The following is a 14,573-nucleotide window of genomic DNA, read 5'->3' on the forward strand; positions in this document are numbered from 1 at the left end:
TACCACGCGGGTCCGACAACCGAAGGGACGATCTACAACCTCCCCGCCTCCACGATCCGCTTCAGGAACTGCTGCGTCCGCGCCTCCTGCGGCGCCCCGAAGACCTCCGCCGAGGTGCCCCGCTCCAGCACCACGCCCGCGTCCAGGAAGCACACCTGGTCGGCGACCTCCCGCGCGAAGCCCATCTCGTGGGTGGCGATGACCATGGTCATGCCCTCTTCTTTGAGGTCGCGCACCACGCTCAGCACCTCCCCCACCAGCTCCGGGTCGAGTGCCGCCGTGATCTCGTCGAGCAGCAGCAGGCGTGGACGTACCGCCAACGCCCTTACGATGGCGGCCCGTTGCTGCTGGCCGCCGCTCAGCCGGTCGGGGTACTCCCCCGCCTTTCCGCCCAGGCCCAGCCGCTCCAGCAGCTCCCGCGCCCGCTGCTCCGCCTCCGCGCGGTCGACGCCGTGCACGCGGCGCGGGGCGAGGGTGATGTTGTCGAGGACGGACATGTGCGGGAAGAGGTTGTACGACTGGAAGACGACGCCGATCCGGCGGCGCACCGCGTCCGCGTCCGCCCGGGGGTCGGTGATGTCCTCCCCGTCGAGGAGGATCGCCCCGTCGTCGATCTCCTCCAGCAGGTTCACGCACCGCAGCAGTGTCGACTTCCCGGAGCCGGACGCGCCGATCAGGGCCGTGACGGTGTGCGCGGGGACCTCCAGGTCGACGTCGCGCAGCACCACGGTCTCCTTGTGCCGGGCGCGGTAGGTCTTGCGTACGGATTCCAGCCGCAGCACGGGTGTCGAGGTCATACCGTTCCTCCCTGGGCCCGCTGCCGGTCCATGCGCGCCGTCACCCAGTCCGTGAACCGTGTCATCGGGATGGTCAGGGCGACGAAGATCAGGCCCGCCACGATGTACGGGGTGTAGTTGAAGTCGCGGCTGGCGATGATCTGCGCCGCGTACACGGCGTCGACCGCGCCCGCGATGGAGACCAGGCCGGTGTCCTTCTGGAGCGAGACCAGGTCGTTGAGGAGGGGCGGGACGACCCGTCGCACCGCCTGCGGCAGCACCACGTACCGCAGTGTCTTGCGGTGGGAGAGGCCCAGCGAGCGGGCGGCCGCCCGTTGCGAGGGGTGCACCGATTCGATGCCCGCCCGGAAGACCTCCGCGACGTACGCCGCGTACGTGAGCGTCAGCGCGACCCCGCCGAGGACGACGGGGTCGGTGGTCACGCCTTGCAGCCGGAGCGCCGGGACGCCGAAGACGACGATCAGGAGGTTGATGATCAGCGGCAGGCCGCGGAAGAAGTCGGTGTACGCCGTCGCCAGCGCCCGCAGCGGGAAGAAGGCCGGTCCGCGCAGGGTGCGCGCGACGGCCAGCAGCATGCCGAGGACCAGGACCGACGCCCCGCACACCACGAGCAGGCGCAGGTTGAGCCAGAGGCCCTCCAGGACGTCCGGGAGGGCCTTCTTGGCGAACGCCGGGTCGAAGAAGGTCTCGCGGGTCCGCTCCCAGCCGGGCGAGTTGACGATGACGAGATAGAGGACGACCGCGGTGAGGAGGGTGCTGACGGCGGCGATGGCCGTCGCCCTGCGGGTGCGGCCGCGCTTGAAGGCTTCGCGTTCCAGGCGGCGGGCGGAGGGGACGTAACCGTCGCTGTCCCGCTCCGCCGCCGCCCGGGGCATCTTGTCGAGCGTCACTTCAGCACCGGGGCGTCGACCGCGTCCGCCAGCCACTGCTTCTCCAGCTTGGCCAGCGTGCCGTCCTTGCGGAGGCTGTCGACCGCGCCGGTCACGCACGCCGTGAGCGCGCTGCCCTTGTCGAGTACGAGACCGAACTGTTCGGCCTTGCCGGGCACGTTCTCGAACTGGCCGATCACGGCGGCGTCCTGGACCTCGGCGCCGGTGATGTAGAAGGCGGTGGGCAGGTCCACGACGATGGCGTCGACCTGGCCGTTCTTCAGGGCGGCCTTGGCGAAGTCGTTCTTCTGGTAGACGGCCGGCTGCTGGCTGGGCTTGATGACGTCCTTGATGACGTCGAGGCTGGTCGTGCCGACCTGGGCGCCCAGCTTGACGTCCTTGAGGTCGGCGACGGACTTCGCCTTCGCGGCCTTGGAGGACTTGAGGGCGACGACGGTCTGGCGGACGTCGTAGTAGCCGGAGGAGAAGTCGACGGCCTTCTTGCGCTGGTCGCTGATGGAGATCTGGTTGAGGTCGAAGTCGAACTTCTTCTCGCCCGGCGCGAAGGCGTTGTTGAAGGCGACCGTCTGCCAGACGACGTCGTCCTTCTGGTAGCCCAGCTTCTCGGCGACGGCGTAGGCGACGGCCGACTCGTAGCCCTGGCCGTTCTCCGGCTTGTCGTCCTTGAACCAGGGCGCGTACGCGGGCTTGTCCGTGCCGACGGTCAGCTTGCCCGCGGTCTCGGTCGCCAGCTTGCCCTGCGGACAGGCGGCGGCTCCCCCGGCGGACGACGACGGCGCGGCCTGCGAGGAGGGCTCGGGCTGCGGGGCGCAGCCCGCGGCGAAGGAGGCGGCGAGGACGACGGCGGCGGCGGTGAGACCGCGGACGAGAATGACAGGGCGCATGGCGCCGAGAGTGGCAGTGAGCAGGGACTTTTGTCCACGCCGAATAGGTGTTCGTCCGCATGGTGGAATGTGTTGCGGACAGATGAAATGTGGGTCGGGGCAACCGGTGAACAGCGGGGCGGGGCACGGGCGGCACGCCGCGGACGAGCGCCGGCCACCCGCCGTCCGCATCGCGCCGGACCCCGGCGCCTCCGCACCCCCAGCGGCCCCACACCCAACTCCGGCCTCTTTACCGCACGTTGGCGACAGCCCTACGCTCCGCGCCATGCGACTCATCCGACGCACCCAGAGATCCGCACTGCTGGCAGCCACGGCCGCGCTCCTCACCACCCTGGCCCTGCCCCAGCACGCCACCGCACAGGACCGCGACCCGGTCACCGCGAACGCCACCGTCGTCCCCGTCCAGACCACCGGCCCCGTCGACAAGCGCTTCAACCTCGTCGTCCTCGGCGACGGCTACACGGCCGCCGAGATACCGAAGTTCCGCGCCGACGTCGAGAAGCACATGAACGTGCTCTGGAGCATCGAGCCCTTCGCCTCCTACCGCTCCTACATCAACGTCTGGGCGGTCGAACTCCCCTCCCCCGAGTCCGGTGTCGACTGCGACCCGGGCCTCACCGACGCCCGCCGCGACACCCCGCTCGACATGGCCTTCTGGGGCGGCTGCAACGCCGGCAGCGTGCAGCGCCTGCTCACCGTCGACACCAAGAAGGCGAGCGCCGCCGCCGACCTCGTCACCGGGACCAGGAGCGCCAACCGGCAGATCGTCGCCCTCGCCAACAGCACGACCTACGGCGGCGCGGGCGGCGCCTGGGCGACCGCGTCCGGCGGCAACGCGCTGTCCTCCCTCATCACCCCGCACGAGATCGGCCACTCGCTGGGCAAGCTGGACGACGAGTACGACTACTACGGGCGCGGCGTCCCCGGCGGCACCTACACGGGCGGCGAGCCCACCTCGTACCACCACACCCTCCTCAGCGAGGAGGAGATGCGGGCCAAGCAGCAGAAGTGGTGGCGCTGGCTGGGCGAGGAGAGCCTGTCCGGCGGGAGGGTCGGCCGCTTCGAGGGCGGGATGTACTCCACCAAGGGCGTCTGGCGGCCGAGCAGGCACTCCATGATGAAGACCCTCGGCTACGACTTCGACCAGGTCGAGCGCGAGGTGATGACCCAGGCCATCGCCAACAAGGTGAACCTGGTGCAGGACCACACCCCCACCACCGCCCCGCTCGGCACCGACCGCACCGCGTGGGTCGACACCCTGCACCCGGTGGGCGGCGCGCTCGACGTGACGTGGAAGCTGGACGGGAAGCCCGTGCCCGCGACCTTCGGTGCGCGCAGCCTCGACCTGAGGCGGCTGCACGTGGGCGCGGGCGCGCACACGCTGACCGCGACGGTCACCGATCCGACCGATTTCGTACGGGACCCGAAGGTGCGCGGCTCGCAGGCCCTGACCCGTACCGTCTCCTGGACGGTCGACCGGTCCGTGCGGACACCCCAACAGCCGACTGGTGAGGCCACGTTCACCGGTCACACCCAGACCGACAAGCCGGTCGGCGCGCAGTCCGTCGTGTACGCCGACACCTCGCACCCGGGGACCGGCCGCAGCCCCCAGGTCCGCTGGACGCTCGACGGGTGGCCCGTCGCGACCAGCCTCGGCAATGACCGTGACCTCGATCTGAGCAAGCTGCCGCTGCCGGGCGGGCGCACGCACACCCTGAAGGCGCGGATCGCCGGGACGTCGCAGTCGCTGAGCTGGACTGTCGACGCGGCCGCCGCGAAGGGGTCGTACGAGCTGTCGAAGCCGGTACGGACCGTGCAGCGGCCCGGGAAGCCCGTGGAGTACGTCTACGACGGGCCGTTCACGATGAAGCTGGACGCGAAGGACGACCAGGAGGGGACGGTGGTCTCGCAGTTCCGGGTGAACGGCGACGGCTGGTACACCTACTACGGCTGGCCGACGGACGCGAACTCCCCGTGGCGGTTCACGCCGTCCGGGACGAACGTCGACGACCTGGTCTACGGGAAGCTGGGCACCCCGCGCGTGGTGCCGTGGGACGACGCGACGCCCGAGTACAAGACCCACACGATCGAGTACCGGACGATCGACGCGGCCGGGAACGTCGGGCCCGCGAAGAAGTTCCTGGTGACGCTGACGCCGCCTCAGCAGCGGTAACCGCTCCTCGTTTTGTGCCGGGCTGACTATCTTCCATAAGATCCGGCGATGATCACAAGGAAACGACTGGCGGCCGGAGCGTGCGGCGCACTGCTCGCCGCTCTGGCCGCCGGGCTGCTCCCATCGCCGGCGCTCGCCGACGACGGGGACAGCGCCGAGGGCGCCCCGAAGGAATCCCCCAAGGTCGAGCTGGTCCTCGACGTCAGCGGCTCGATGCGGGCCAGAGACATCGACGGCCAGTCCCGGATGGCGGCCGCCAAGCAGGCCTTCAACGAGGTGCTGGACGCCACGCCCGAGGAGGTCAGGCTCGGGATAAGGACCCTCGGGGCGAACTACGCGGGCGAGGACAAGAAGAAGGGCTGCGAGGACACCCGGCAGCTCTACCCGGTCGGCAAGCTGGACCGCACCGAGGCCAAGACGGCCGTCGCGACCCTCGCCCCCACCGGCTTCACCCCGGTCGGGCCCGCGCTGCTCGGCGCGGCGAAGGACCTGGAGGGCGGTGACGCCACCCGGCGGATCGTGCTCATCACGGACGGCGAGGACACCTGCGGGCCCCTCGACCCGTGCGTCGTGGCGCGCGAGATCGCCGCCAAGGGCACCCACCTGGTGATCGACACCCTCGGCCTGGTGCCGAACGCGAAGATCCGCCAGCAGCTCACCTGCATCGCCGAGGCGACCGGCGGCACCTACACCGCCGTGCAGCACAAGGAGCAACTCTCCAAGCGCGTCAAACAGTTGGTGGACCGGGCGGCCGACCCGGTCGTCAACCCGGTCGCCACCAAGGGCGGCGCGTCCTGCACCGACGCCCCGAAGCTGACCGCCGGTCTCTACACGGACCGCGCGAAGTTCGCCGAGCACCGCTGGTACCAGGTCGCGGTGAAGCCGGGCCAGGAACTGCGGGCCGCGGTGAGCATCGGCGCGGACCGCGCGGTGAACAACGACTACGGGATTCTCGTACGGGCCTCCACGCTCAGCGGGCGCGAGATCGTGCGCGGCCAGGAGTCCGGGGACGGCCGCACGGACGTGATCTCGTCCGGGCTGCGCTACCCGAAGGCGGAGGTGGACGCCGAGAAGGGGCAGGAGCCCCCGGCGGAGACGGTGTGCCTCCAGGTGAGCAGTTCGTTCTCCGCGCCGCCGTCGGTGAAGACGGAGCCGGGCATGCCGGTGGAGCTGGCTCTCGACCTGGTGGACGCGCCAAAGCAGGCCGCCGACGTGGCGTCCTTCGGGCTCGGGCACGGCTGGTGGCTGCTGGGTGTGCTGGTGCTGGTCGGTCTGCTCGCGGGCCTGGTGTTCGGCTGGCTCTCGCGCTGGCGCGTTGCGGTCTGGAGGACCAACTGATGCGTACGACACGTGTGGTGAGCGGTGCGCTGCTGGCCGCGCTCGCGGTTTTCGGTGCGGCTCCCGCGGCGAGCGCGGACGAGTCGCCCTCGCCGTCCCCGTCGGCCGGTGAGAGCGCCGCGCCGACCGAGGCCGGGACGTCGTTCCGTACCGCGACGGCCGTGAAGTCGGGGCAGCTCGCCACGGCGGGCGGCTCGACCGGCGACTACCTGTACTGGGTGTTCCCGGCCGACGCCGGTCAGGACGCGACGGTACGGGCCAAGGTCGCCCTTCCCGAGTCGGCACAGCGGCACGGGGCGCAGACCTGGCAGCTCGACGTGTACGACGGGCTGCGCAGGAAGCAGGCGTGCACCTACGGGTCCTCGACGGCGACCGCGCCGAAGGAGGCCTCCTCGGTGTCGCTGGCCTGCCACCTGCGGACCGTCCGGTCCTGGGCCGAGCAGTCGTCGAACGACCCGCTGCCGGGTTCCTATTTCGTACGTCTGACGGTGACCTCTCTCGCCGACGACGACCTGGGGCTGCCGGTGAAGGCCGAGGTGCAGCCCGCGGTGGTCGACGCGGGCGGGGCCAAGGCGGTCGACGGGGCGCTGACGGCGCCGCTGGTGCCGGGGGCGACGACGGTGAAGGACGACGCGAAGGGCGAGCCGAGGCAGATCTCGGTGCAGGCCTCGCCCGAGGGCGGCTGGGCGTCCGGGAACTGGTCGAGCCGGTGGCTGTGGACCGGGGGCGGCGCGGTGCTGGCCGCGCTGGCGGGCGTCGCGGGGTACGCGCTGACGCGGGGTTCGGGGCGTCCGGCACGGGTACCGCAGGGATACTGACGTCCCGTCATGTGTGATGGTGGCGCGGGGAGTTCACACTCCCCGCCCCCTTTTCATGCTCAGGTGATCTTCAGGGCTGCCTTGGCGGTCGCGTCGGAGCTGGTGCCGGCGTAGACGTCGATGTCACCCGGCTCGACAACGAACTTCCCGTCCTCGGAGTTCGTCCAGAAGCCGAGGTCGTCCGCGCCGAGCGGGAAGCGCACCGTGGTGGACTTGCCCGCGGCGAGCGTGACCCGGCGGAAGCCGCGCAGCTTGCGGACCGGCTGGACGATGCTGGCGAACCTGTCGTGCACGTACAGCTGCACGACCTCATCGCCGTCCCGGGTACCGGTGTTGGTGACGGTGACGGAGACCTCGACGGTGTCGCCGGAGCGCAGGGCGCGGGCGGAGATGCTGTCGCGGCCCAGCTTCGGGGCGCCGGTCTCGAAGGTGGTGTAGCTGAGGCCGTGGCCGAAGGCGAACTCCGGGCCGTTCGGCAGGTCGAGGTACTTGGACGTGTACTTGTTGTTCGGGTCGTACGGGCGGCCCGTCGACTCGTGGTTGTAGTAGATCGGGATCTGGCCGACGGAGCGGGGGAAGGTCACCGGCAGCTTGCCGCCCGGGTTGACCTTGCCGAACAGGACGTCGGCGACGGCGTTGCCCGCCTCGGTGCCGCCGTGCCAGGCCTCCAGGACGGCGGGCGCGGAGCCGATCCAGTCGCCCACGGTGAGCGGGCGGCCGTTGACGAGGACGACCACGAAGGGCTTGCCCGTGGCGGCGATCGCCGCGATGAGCTGCTCCTGGCCGCCGGGGAGGCTGATGTCGGCGCGGGCGGCGGCCTCGCCGCTGAGCGCGGAGGCCTCGCCGACGACCACGACGGTCACGTCGGCGGCCTTCGCCGCGGCGACGGCGGCGGGAATCTTGCTGGTGTCCTTGCCGTCGGCGTCGACGCCCAGCGCGTACGTCACGGTGGCGTCCGGCACGGCGGCCTTCACGCCCGCCAGCACGGAGATCGCCGGGGCCTTCTTGGCGGCGAAGGGGAAGGCCCACGCGCCGAGGAGGTCGGCGGAGTCGCCGAACGGGCCGACGACCGCGATCGACTTCGTGGTGGGGGCGAGCGGGAGGGCCTTCTTGTCGTTCTTCAGCAGCACCATGGAGCGGGCCGCCGTCTCGCGGGCGGCCTTGCGGGTCTCGGGGGTCGGCTCCCCGATGACGGCGGCCTCGTCGACGTACGGGTTCTCGAAGAGTCCGAGCTCGTACTTCAGGCGCAGGACGCGGCGGACCGCGTCGTCGAGGCGGCGCTCGGATATCTGGCCGGAGCGCAGCAGCTTCTTGCCGTTGGTGACCAGGTGGGTGCTGGTCATCTCCATGTCGACACCGGCATTGAGGCCCAGGCGGGCGGCGTCCGCGCCGTCGGCGGCGAAGCCGTGCGGGATGAGTTCCTGGATGCCGGTCCAGTCGGAGACCACGAGGCCGTCGAAGTCCCACTCGTCCTTGAGGATCTCGTTGAGGGTGTGCGAATTGCCGTGTGCGGGAACGCCGTTGATGGTGTTGAAGGACGCCATGACGGTGGCGCAGTCGGCGTCGATCGCCGCCTTGAAGGGCGGCAGGTAGTAGTTGCGCAGCTGCGACTCGGAGACGACGACCGTGTTGTAGTCGCGGCCGCCCTCGGCGCCTCCGTAGGCGACGTAGTGCTTCGCGCAGGCGGCCAGCCTGTCCTTGGCCTTCAGGTCGCGGCCCTTGGCGGTGCCCTGGTAGGCGATCACCTTCGCCTTCGCCAACGCCGCGGTGAGGTACGGGTCTTCGCCGTTGCCCTCGGCGATGCGGCCCCAGCGGGGCTCGTGGGTGACGTCCATCATGGGGGCGAACGTCCAGTGGATGCCGTTGGAGCGGGCCTCCTTGGCGGACACCTCGGCGTCGGTGGCGGCGACCTTCGGGTCGAAGGAGGCGGCCTGGGCGAGCGGGATGGGGAAGGTCGTCCAGAGGCCGTGGATGACGTCGAATCCGTACAGAAGCGGAATGCCGAGGCGGGTCTCCTCGACGGCGATCTTCTGGAGGGCGTTGTTGGCCTTGCCGCCGTAGATGGACAGGACGGAGCCGAGCTGTCCCTTCCGGGCGGCGGCGGTGGCCGCCTCGGTGCCGCCGCCGCCCGGTCCGGTGTCCCAGGACCAGGGCAGCTGCTGGAGCTGGCCGAGCTTCTCCTCGACGGTCATCTTGCGCACGAGCGCGGATATCTCGCGCTCGTAGCGGTTCCGGCCGGGCTTGGGGGCTGCGGCCGCCGCCGCTTGTGTCTCGGCGGCCTGTGCGGCCCCCGCGCTTCCGGCGACCGCGCCCGCCGCGACCGTTCCGCCGAACGCAGCCAGGACGCTGCGTCGTCTCACACCACTCATGCGTTCACCCTCTGAAGACGTACTGCCGAGAAGTAGCCGTGAATTGCGTGCGGATCATCAAGTGTTGAGTGGAAGCTAGGGGGTTGTTACAGGTGGGTCAAGAGGTGCGACACGACGGGAATGTACGCGCTTACACGAGGTGGAGGCATGAGACAGGTCTCAACTGCGCCGATCCACAGGCCCATTGAGGGTGCGTCGGCGGACCTCTAACCTTGCCCAGCGGGCGGGGAAATGCCGGGACGGCGGAGGGCACCGACATGACCGAGGAACTGTCCGACGAAGAGATACACGCAGCCGTACGTCGCCGCCTGAAACCGGGGGCGTCCGCGAGCTTGTCCAAGCCCGTCCGGCTGCACCGCGCCCGGTGCACGGTCGACCGGCTGGACGAATCGCGCCGCGAGGTGCCGTGCGAGGCCAACGAGAAGCCCGCCGACCTGGACACGCTGATCTCGTACGACACCACGCTGAAGGCCGCGAAGGTCCCGGCTCCCCGCAGCGTGTCCGACACCGAGCCGGTCCGGCTGTTCCGGCACGGCTCGCTGAGCCGGCGGCCGTGCGCCTACTGCAGTGAGGGCAGGATGCAGTGTCCCCGTTGCAAGGGGGCGGGCCGGGTGGACTGCCCACCCAGGGTGCCGTGCGAGGCGTGCAAGGACAGCACCGCCTGCCGTTCCTGCGACGGATCGACCGCCGGTCGGCACGCGCAGCCCGAGGAGCCGGACGACGACGACCCAGAACGCGTCCGGTGCCTGAAGTGCCGCACGCCCGGCGTCGCTTGCGCCTCGTGCCGGGGCATGGGCCGGATCAACTGCCCGGAGTGCCGCACCACGGGCAGCGTCGCCTGCCCCGAGTGCGCGAAGGCGGGCACGATCCCCTGCGGACACTGCGAGGGCACGGGCCAGAAGGTCACCTGGACGGAAGGGCACGTCGGCCGCACCCACACGCGACAGGTGCGGGAGCTGCCCGAGTCCTGGCCCGGGATGCGCGTCCGGTGGAAGATCAAGGGTCCGGCCCGGTGGAGCGAGGTCCTGCTGCGGCAGCCGGACGACCCGCTGCCCGCCCTGCTGGAGGAGGGCCACCGTGCGGAGCTGCAACAGTTCCGCACGGCCCAGCGCCCCGATCCGGGGTCGCGCGAGATCCTGCGTACGGTGCGGCTCTCGCAGCTGGCGCTGTACCGGGTGGGCCTGTCCGAGGACCCGAACGCCGAGTTCTACGTCTTCCCCACGGCGGACGGTGTCCGTGCGGTGAAGGTGGCGTCCGGGCCCCGGGTGCAGCTGATCACCGCTGCGGCGGTGCTGGCGGCACTGGTGGCGGTGCTGGTGCTGACGCTGGTGCGGTAGCCGCTCGCTCGGCGGCAGCGGGGGCGTGACGCGCGGCTCAGGCCTTGCGGGCCACGCCCACCCAGCCCGGGATCGGGTCGTCGCCCTGGACCGGGACGGGCTCGCCCAGCTCCGGGCGCCACTCGGCGGCCAGGGAGACGCCGGGCTCCACCAGCTCGTACCCCTCGAAGAAGCGGGCGACCTCTTCGCGCGAACGCGGCTGGAGGGTGAGTCCGCGCGCCTTGTACATGGCGGCCGCCGTGTCCGCGCCCTCCGGGTCGAAGTCGCGGGCGACGTGCGAGAGGACGAGGTAACTGCCGCTCGCCAGGCGGTCCATGAGGCTCCGTACGATCTCGTACGCACCGTCCTCGTCGCCGACGAAGTGCAGCAGGGCGACCAGGGAGAGGGCGATCGGCCTGTCGAAGTCGAGGATCTTGCCCGCGCGCTCCAGGATCGACTCGGGCTCGCGGGCGTCGGCCTGGATGTACTCGGTGACGCCCTCGGGGGTGCTGCGCAGCAGGGCCTCGGCGTGGGCGAGGACGATCGGGTCGTAGTCGCAGTAGACGATGCGGGACTCGGGGGCGGCGGCCTGGGCTATCTGGTGCAGGTTGGGCTCGGTGGGGATGCCGGTGCCGATGTCGAGGAACTGGCGGATGCCGTGCTCGGCGAGCCAGCGGGTGGCCCGGTGCATGACCGCGCGGTTGACGCGGGCCATCTCCCGTCCGCGCGGGTCGAGTTCGAGGAGCTGCTTGGCCATCTCCTCGTCGACGGGGTAGTTGTCCTTGCCGCCCAGGAACCAGTCGTACATGCGGGCAGGGTGCGGCTTGCTCGTGTCGATCTCGATGGAGGGGGAGCTGCCGGTGGTGCGGTCCTGTCCGGTCATGGAGGTCTCCTGGGAGGTCAAGTGGCCTGAAGGTAAGGGGTGCTGAGGGAGGTTCATGTGTGGTGCGTGCGTGCTGTGTTCAGGTGGGATCGGGTGCGTTCAGGTGAGGAGGAAGTCTGCCTTGCCGGCCTTCGCGCCCTGGATGAAGGCGGCGATCTCGCCGGGGGTGTAGATGAGGGCGGGCCCGTCCGGGTCAGTGGACTGGCGGACGGCTACGCGGCCGTCGGCCAGCTTCATGGTCTCGACGCACGCACCGCCGTTGCCGCCGCTCCAGGGCTTGGTCCAGCCGTCGGCGGGCAGGTCGGCGGCGGGCATGCCGTTGTAGATGCGGCGGCCCTGGCGGGGTTCGGAGCGACGGCCGGTGCGCCGGTCCGCGCGGGGGGTGCGGGGAATGTGGGACATGACGGTTCAGAGCTCCTTGCGGAAATCCGCGAGGATCTCCTTGGTGCGTGACGCGGTGGCGGCCTGCGCCGCCATGCGGTCCATGACTTCGAGGTGGGTGGCCACCTCGGGGCGCGCGTCGAGGTAGACCGCGCCCGTCAGGTACTCGCTGTAGGCCATGTCGGGGAGTTCCGGCACGGCGAAGCGGAAGAGGATGAAGGGGCCGAAGGTGCCCGGGTGCGGGCCGCTGCTGAACTCGGCGAGCTGGAGGGTGACGTTGGGCAGCTCGGCGGCCTCCAGCAGGCGGTCGGCCTGGGCGCGCATCACGTCGGGGCCGCCGGCCATCCGGCGCAGTACCGTTTCGTCCATGATCGCCCACAGGGTGGGGGCGTCGGGCCCGGTGAGCAGTGCCTGCCGTTGCATGCGCAACGCGACGTACCGCTCGATGTCCTCGGGGCGGGTCTGCCCGACGACTCCGCTGCGCATGACGGCGCGCGCGTAGTCCTCGGTCTGGAGCAGGCCGGGGACGAAGTGCGGGTCGTAGGTGCGGATGACGGAGGCGGCGCCCTCCAGGCTCACGTACATGCTGAACCAGTCGGGCAGGATCGCGTGGAACCGCTGCCACCAGCCGGGCTGGTTGGCCTCCTGGGCGAGCCGGACGAACGCCTCGCAGTCGGCGTCGGGGCAGCCGTACTCCTTCAGCAGGATCTGTACGTACGGGATCTTGAGGGCGACCTCGGCGGTCTCCATCCGGCGGACGGTCGCCGGTGCGACGTGCAGCACCTTGGCGGCCTGGTCGCGCGTGAATCCCGCGCGTTCACGCAGGTCCTGCAGGCGCTTGCCGAGCACCACCTGCCCGACGGTCGGGGCGGACCGCGGTTCACTCATGGGAAACCTCCCCGTAACTCACCGTCACTGAATGGCGGTTGTGCTCTACGTGCTGTTGCGAAGCAGTGTGCCATGCGGTCTTGATCTACGAAACGACACTCTGAAATTTCCAGAGTGCCCCTTGCCAAGTGACGTGAGCAGAGGGAGAGTTGAGGTGTGAACTGGTTCACGCGGCTACCGTGCACCGCATCGGGGGAGGCGGTGCACGGTGGTCGCTCCCCCCTTGGTGAGGATGCGGTCGTGGTACCTGGCTCCACGCTCTTTTCCCCGGTCACGGGCCCGATTCAGGGGGCCTGCGTCCGTCGGTACGGTTTCGCCCTGCCCGCATGTCCGGAGTCGGTCGCGCGCGCACGGCACCTGACGGCGGACCGGCTGAGCGACTGGGGCCTGGGCGAGGACGTCGGCTTCGCCGCCTGCCTGGTCGTCTCGGAACTCGTCACCAACGCGGTGATCCACACGGGCAGCGAGCGGGTGCGCTGCGAACTGGTCGACGCCGAGGGCAGGCTGCGCATCGCGGTGCGCGACGAGGGCATCGGCCCGAAGGGCCCCCGGCTGCGGCGCACCGCACAGGACGCGGGCGAGCACGGGCGCGGGCTCATCCTGGTGGACGGCATGTGCGACGCCTGGGGGTCGCAGGAGAACGACCCGGAATCGGAATCCGGGTCGTCGTCGGGGCGGACGGTGTGGGCGGAACTGCCGCACGCGTGCGCCGGACCCGGGCTGGACGCCGCCATGGGTGCCGCCCTCGGGGCCGAGCTGATGGACGGACTGGACGCCGAACTGTCCCCGCCGGGGTCCGTACAGGGCGGCGCGCTGCGATGAGCCACCGCCTCGCCGCCCGGCTCACCCGGGTCCGCAGGGCCGGTGCGGGCGGTCCCGCCCGGCTGCCGCTGCCGCCCTCCCTGGACCACACCCCGCTCGGCTGCGACGCGGTGGGGCTGCCCGCCCGGCACGGGCAGCGGCTGCTGCGGCAGCTGCCGCGTCCGGGGTGCGTGTTCGCCGACGGGTACGGCGACGGGGAGCACTGGTGGTGGATCGTGCCGTCCGGCTCGGACCTCGGGGTGCCGTGGCCGGAGCCCGCACGGTACGCGGCGGGGGCCTACGTCGCCGCGCCGCGCACCCGCCTGATCCACCGGCCCGAGGGCCCGGCTCCGTACACCCCGCCCATCCCCCTGTACCTGATGGTGTGCAGGCTCGCGGGGACGACGCCGGTCTGGGCGGACGGGCTGCCCGCACGTCCCTGATCCGGTCGGCCGGTGGCAGTACGTCTTCCGCTGCTGCCCCGGCATGGAGGGGCTGGCCGAGCTGGCCCGGGCGCGGGTGGTGGTACCCGCCACAGGCAGCCGACATCGCTCCGGAGCCGGTCGTCGCCGTACCGGATGTCGCCGACCCTCCCGCGCCGTCCGGACCCTCCCGCGCCCGGCCGCACAGGCCGGACCGACGGACGCCGCCCGTGCGGACCTGCCGGCCGACGCGCAGCGGGCGCTGGACGCGACTTTCCGTCGTACTCGGCCGCCGAGCCGACCCTGATCGGGCAGTCCGTACTGGCCTCGCAGGGGGACGTTCCGGACAACGAGGCGAATGCCGAGCTGGCGGCGGTGTTCACCCGCGCGCTGGTCGACGGGCTGGCGGACGCCAGGGGCAACGGCCGCCTCGCGCGCGAGCTGTGCCAGAAGTCCGCCGCGTTGCGCGACCTGCGCCTGTATTCGGCCCTGACGACGGGCAAGCCGACCCGGGCGGAGATGGTGGCCGTCCACGCGGAGGACGTCGTCGCGGCGTACGAGGAGCTGACGGCTCCCCACCGGGTCGGCTGACCTTCCGCACCGGCGGCCGGAC

13 protein-coding genes and 1 pseudogene are annotated in these 14,573 nt (G+C 71.2%); 7 read left to right on the forward strand and 7 right to left on the reverse strand.

All coding sequences use genetic code 11. The features are described 5' to 3' along the window. Window positions 1-32 precede the first annotated feature (32 nt). The 3 genes from ACIO3O_RS27485 to ACIO3O_RS27495 are packed head-to-tail and all read right to left on the reverse strand — an operon-like array spanning window position 33 to window position 2,571. Window positions 33-797, reverse strand: coding sequence for an amino acid ABC transporter ATP-binding protein (locus ACIO3O_RS27485; RefSeq protein ID WP_401750263.1), 765 nt, complete (start codon window positions 795-797; stop codon window positions 33-35). After that, a complete protein-coding gene (locus ACIO3O_RS27490) occupies window positions 794-1,672 on the reverse strand; it encodes an amino acid ABC transporter permease (RefSeq protein WP_401750402.1) in 879 nt (292 codons plus the stop codon). The genes ACIO3O_RS27485 and ACIO3O_RS27490 overlap by 4 nt, the downstream gene beginning before the upstream one ends. A gap of 11 nt (window positions 1,673-1,683) precedes the next feature. After that, window positions 1,684-2,571, reverse strand: coding sequence for an ABC transporter substrate-binding protein (locus ACIO3O_RS27495; RefSeq protein WP_401750264.1), 888 nt, complete (start codon window positions 2,569-2,571; stop codon window positions 1,684-1,686). A 265-nt stretch (window positions 2,572-2,836) separates the two neighbouring features. On the opposite strand from ACIO3O_RS27495, the gene ACIO3O_RS27500 reads away from it, so the two are divergent. From ACIO3O_RS27500 to ACIO3O_RS27510, 3 genes are read left to right on the forward strand one after another with little or no spacing between them, the layout of a single operon-like run. Next, on the forward strand, window positions 2,837-4,744 hold the full coding sequence (locus ACIO3O_RS27500; RefSeq protein ID WP_401750266.1) for a M64 family metallopeptidase: 1,908 nt from the start codon (window positions 2,837-2,839) through the stop codon (window positions 4,742-4,744). 48 nt (window positions 4,745-4,792) lie between these two features. After that, window positions 4,793-6,082 (forward strand): VWA domain-containing protein, encoded by a 1,290-nt coding sequence (locus ACIO3O_RS27505; protein WP_401750268.1) that lies wholly within the window; start codon window positions 4,793-4,795, stop codon window positions 6,080-6,082. Next, a complete protein-coding gene (locus tag ACIO3O_RS27510) occupies window positions 6,082-6,900 on the forward strand; it encodes a hypothetical protein (RefSeq protein ID WP_401750270.1) in 819 nt (272 codons plus the stop codon). Before ACIO3O_RS27505 ends, ACIO3O_RS27510 begins: the two co-directional genes overlap by 1 nt. Window positions 6,901-6,959: 59 nt before the next feature. Here the strand turns inward: ACIO3O_RS27510 and bglX are convergent, their stop codons facing one another. Then, a complete protein-coding gene (gene bglX / locus ACIO3O_RS27515; RefSeq protein ID WP_401750273.1) occupies window positions 6,960-9,269 on the reverse strand; it encodes a beta-glucosidase BglX in 2,310 nt (769 codons plus the stop codon). A 257-nt stretch (window positions 9,270-9,526) separates the two neighbouring features. Here bglX and ACIO3O_RS27520 point away from each other — a divergent pair, with 257 nt between their 5' ends. Further along, window positions 9,527-10,606, forward strand: coding sequence for a hypothetical protein (locus ACIO3O_RS27520; protein ID WP_401750274.1), 1,080 nt, complete (start codon window positions 9,527-9,529; stop codon window positions 10,604-10,606). Between the two features lie 37 nt (window positions 10,607-10,643). Here ACIO3O_RS27520 and ACIO3O_RS27525 read toward each other — a convergent pair whose 3' ends face one another. The 3 genes from ACIO3O_RS27525 to ACIO3O_RS27535 form a co-directional block, all read right to left on the reverse strand. Continuing rightward, window positions 10,644-11,468 (reverse strand): SAM-dependent methyltransferase, encoded by an 825-nt coding sequence (locus ACIO3O_RS27525; protein WP_401750276.1) that lies wholly within the window; start codon window positions 11,466-11,468, stop codon window positions 10,644-10,646. 99 nt (window positions 11,469-11,567) lie between these two features. Further along, on the reverse strand, window positions 11,568-11,783 hold the full coding sequence (locus ACIO3O_RS27530) for a DUF397 domain-containing protein (RefSeq protein WP_266660214.1): 216 nt from the start codon (window positions 11,781-11,783) through the stop codon (window positions 11,568-11,570). Window positions 11,784-11,876: 93 nt separating this feature from the next. Next, entirely contained in the window at window positions 11,877-12,737 is an 861-nt protein-coding gene (locus ACIO3O_RS27535) for a helix-turn-helix domain-containing protein (protein WP_401750278.1), read from the reverse strand. A gap of 240 nt (window positions 12,738-12,977) precedes the next feature. Here ACIO3O_RS27535 and ACIO3O_RS27540 point away from each other — a divergent pair. From ACIO3O_RS27540 to ACIO3O_RS27550, 3 genes and pseudogenes are all read left to right on the forward strand, one after another. Then, a pseudogene (locus tag ACIO3O_RS27540) lies at window positions 12,978-13,439 on the forward strand (ATP-binding protein); the annotation flags it as partial. Between the two features lie 116 nt (window positions 13,440-13,555). Beyond that, a complete protein-coding gene (locus tag ACIO3O_RS27545) occupies window positions 13,556-13,981 on the forward strand; it encodes a hypothetical protein (RefSeq protein WP_401750280.1) in 426 nt (141 codons plus the stop codon). Window positions 13,982-14,116: 135 nt separating this feature from the next. Next, entirely contained in the window at window positions 14,117-14,551 is a 435-nt protein-coding gene (locus ACIO3O_RS27550; RefSeq protein ID WP_401750281.1) for a hypothetical protein, read from the forward strand. The last annotated feature ends 22 nt before the right edge of the window (window positions 14,552-14,573 follow it).

Origin of the sequence: Streptomyces sp. NPDC087440 (genome assembly GCF_044744005.1) — a bacterium.
In the GTDB taxonomy this organism is placed as follows: domain Bacteria; phylum Actinomycetota; class Actinomycetes; order Streptomycetales; family Streptomycetaceae; genus Streptomyces.